General features: G+C 50.7%; 3 protein-coding genes. 2 read left to right on the top strand and 1 reads right to left on the bottom strand.

The window, feature by feature from the left end:
- Nucleotides 1-554 precede the first annotated feature (554 nt).
- Nucleotides 555-944, top strand: coding sequence for a hypothetical protein (locus ACYVEA_RS34295; RefSeq protein WP_461117886.1), 390 nt, complete (start codon nucleotides 555-557; stop codon nucleotides 942-944).
- A 286-nt stretch (nucleotides 945-1230) separates the two neighbouring features.
- A complete protein-coding gene (locus tag ACYVEA_RS34290) occupies nucleotides 1231-3042 on the top strand; it encodes a glycoside hydrolase family 2 protein (protein ID WP_461117885.1) in 1812 nt (603 codons plus the stop codon).
- A gap of 306 nt (nucleotides 3043-3348) precedes the next feature.
- Here the strand turns inward: ACYVEA_RS34290 and ACYVEA_RS34285 are convergent.
- The coding region (locus tag ACYVEA_RS34285) for an ATP-binding protein (protein WP_461117887.1) at nucleotides 3349-3512 on the bottom strand (164 nt) is incomplete at its 5' end.

Below are 3512 nucleotides of genomic sequence, written 5' to 3'. Positions count from 1 at the left end.
CGACGGAAAAATCATATTTTTCAGCGTCTACAAAGTTCGTAAAACTATCTCTTCTCTTTTTACCCGCATCTGTCCACTTTTGGCTGACGACATACAGTAGTAGCACCACAGTCTCTTGTGAAGAGTACAAGCCGCTGTTTATTATCGACTCGTTTAAAGGTTGCTAGTAGTTGGTTTTTACAATCAGATTCAGCTGCGATTGAACAAGATTGAAGCAAAGCAAAAAATAAAAACATAATCATTCTGTACCTCATCTAACTACTAATCTTAAAGGTAGGTATGTGCCTTATATGGGTCGGTTGATCAACTGGCCTACGAAATTGACAGCAGTAATAGAACATCTTGTCAAAGTTCAGCTGTCACCTCTTCTAACGCCAGAATTAGTAAAACCAAAAGATCATTTCGTCTTATTTTTAAGAGCCTTATTTGAGAATCTACTATAGCGTTTTATTCTAAAAACTTCTCGAATCGGTTAACCTAGCGGCTATTTTACAACAGCAATCACAACCCTTACCAGCCTGCCAGAGTCTACTAGAATAGTAACATCCTAAACCATGAATAAGCTTGTTATTTTAATCACTCTGATCTGTCTGGCTCTGCAATGCGAAAAGCAACAGACAACCCCATATCCTGAGTCAGCCGAATTAACTTGTGGAGTTAAAGATCCGGCTAAAGAACTGACTTGGCTGAAAGACATCATTACCAAAGCCGATGAAGACAAAGTAACGATGGCCTACAAAGGAAATTACCTTGGTAAAATTTATCTAGAAAGCTTCAGAGATCAGCCGGTTTTCATGGTTGAAATGATGATGGGGAGTGGGGGGCTTGCCATGTATCTTTTTCGGTGTGACGGTCAGCGAATCATGGACGTTACGAATAAAGAAATAACCACAACTATTGCCCGTTTTCAACGAAAAAATTTAGTATACTCGAATTTCCCCTAGAGGAGTAGTTTAGCAGCGTTAATTGAGAAGTAGGATTAGAGGCAGTAACCACCTGTCACACTGGTTAGAACCAACATCAGCTAGCCAGGGGGGCACAGCCGTCGCTGGGCCATGAAAAGATATTAACGCGGCTGTATCGCTCAAGTCACCCGATACCTTTTCTGTTTTTAGCGTTGTCTGCCTACTTTTGGCTGACAAGGTAACCCAATCCCATGGTGCCAGACTTCTTATGCTAAAATACCACTACTCAGTCACTATCCCGCTGCTGATCCGCTTTGTTTGCGCTATGCAAGGTGCTCAGGCCCAGATCGCTGAGTTGCCAACTCGTTGGACGAAAGCTGCCCTGGCCGCCCCAATCCCCCTGGGTGAATACCCCCGACCCCAGTTGCAGCGTAACGACTGGCTTTGCCTGAACGGCACCTGGAATTACCAGGGGGGAAAAACGGTCACTTCAGCCAACAACCCTACCCGCGTACTCGCCTTCCCGGCGACAACCGAAAAAATACGCGTGCCCTATTGTCCTGAATCGGTCCTGTCGGGCATTCAGCGAAAGCAGGAAATCAACATGTGGTATCAGCGGACCTTTACCCTGCCCCCTGCCTGGGCGGGCAAACAGATCTTGCTCCACTTTGAGGCCGTCGATCACCAGGCTACCGTTTTTGTCAATGGTCAGCCAGCGGGCAGCCATGCGGGGGGGTATGATGCCTTTTGCTTGGATATCACCGCCTGGCTGGCAAAAGGGGCCAACAGCCTGGTGGTGGCCGCTTACGATGCCAATGACGGACGCACGCCTTCGGGAAAAAACGGCCCCCGGGGGGATTACACCTTCTCCTCCGGTATCTGGCAAACGGTCTGGCTCGAACCGGTCAACCCCGACTACATCCAAGCCCTACGGCTGCTACCCGACCTGGCGGGCCAGCGGTTAAAACTGGACGTCTACGTGGGCATGCGGGACGTTCAGCTGGGGAAGGTCAATGGCAAGGCTAGTGGGAGAGCCCGGATTACGGCCGTCGTGCTGGAGGGCAAAATAGAAGTAGCCCGGGCCGAAGGAACGGCTGGAACCGCTTTCTATGTGCCCATTGCCAAGCCCAGACCCTGGTCGCCGGACACCCCTTTTCTGTATGATGTTAAAGTAACCCTGACGGCGGCCAACGGGCGTGTATCAGATGAGGTGATGAGCTACGTGGGCATGCGGGACGTTCAGCTGGGGAAGGTCAATGGCATCGTCCGACCCTTGCTCAATGGAGCGTTTGTCATGCAGCTGGGCCTGCTCGACCAGGGCTACTGGCCCGATGGCATTTTGACCGCCCCCACCGAAGAGGCCCTCAAATTCGATATGGAGTATACCAAAAAAGCGGGCTATAACCTCATTCGTAAACACATGAAAACCGAGCCCCAACGGTTTTATTACTGGGCCGATAAGCTGGGGTTGCTCGTCTGGCAGGATATGCCCGCCATCTGGTATCCCAACGAAGACACCCTGGCCACCCGGACCCGGTTTCGGCACGAGCTCAAAGCCATCCTGGACGACCATTACAATTCCCCGTCCATCATTGCCTGGGTGCCCTTCAATGAAAACTGGGGCGCTTTCGATGTGGTGGCTATTACGGACTGGGTCAAGCGGTATGATCCGTCCCGACTGGTCAATGGCAACTCGGGTTTTAATAACAATCCGTCTTATCAGAAAGCCTATGGCGATCCTAAGAACGGTGATTTTGTGGATACCCACATCTACGTGGGGCCCACCAAAGCCTCGGAGCCTGACGAAAAGCGGGCGGCTTCGCTGGGCGAATTTGGGGGTGTGGGTTTGTTTGTGCGGGGGCATATGTGGCCCGTCGAGAATAATGCTTACGCGTATGAGCCGACGAAAACTGCCCTGACCGACCGCTACGTTTTCCTGCTGGATCAGGTTGACCAATTGATGCGCTACCGGGGGCTGAGCGTCGCGATTTACACCCAAACTACGGATGTGGAACACGAAGTAAACGGGGTGTTGACCTATGACCGGGAGGTAGAAAAGATGGACACAGATCGAATGCGAACCGTCAATCAGGCTGTCATCCAAGCCGGATCGACGCTAGCCGCTAAAAAAGAATAGTCTGTGCAGCTACCTGTACTCACCTCTCACTCGCTTGAATCAAGCTGTGCTCGAGCAGGCTGAGTCCAGAACGGAGCCTATAGCCCCTGCCAATGGTTAGCTAAAGGCTAACGGATTCAGTTAGCCATTTTCCGCGAAGTGTATTGTAATTTTTGTCAGAGAGGTTTTTTAAAATGACTCATCAAGAAGCATCAATCTGGAAACGTATTTGGTCTCCTTTTGGAGCGTTATATTGAGAATACGATTGGATGGGGAGATGAGAACATCTCGATCATTAGCCGCCCCACCGCAGGACCATCCCAAACCCTACGTCCCATTCAAGCTGGGCAGGTAGAGAGTAAAGGTGGCTCCTTCCCCCGGTTGACTCTGGGCCGTAATGGCGCCCCCGTGATTGGTGACTACTTTCTGGACTACCGCCAAGCCAATGCCCGTGCCGGCGAACTCATTCTTACCGTGTAGCCGCTGAAACA

The sequence above is a fragment of the Spirosoma jeollabukense genome (genome assembly GCF_054777855.1).
The sequence above is the reverse complement of the archived record's forward strand: the minus strand, read 5'-3'. Positions and strand labels throughout refer to the sequence as shown.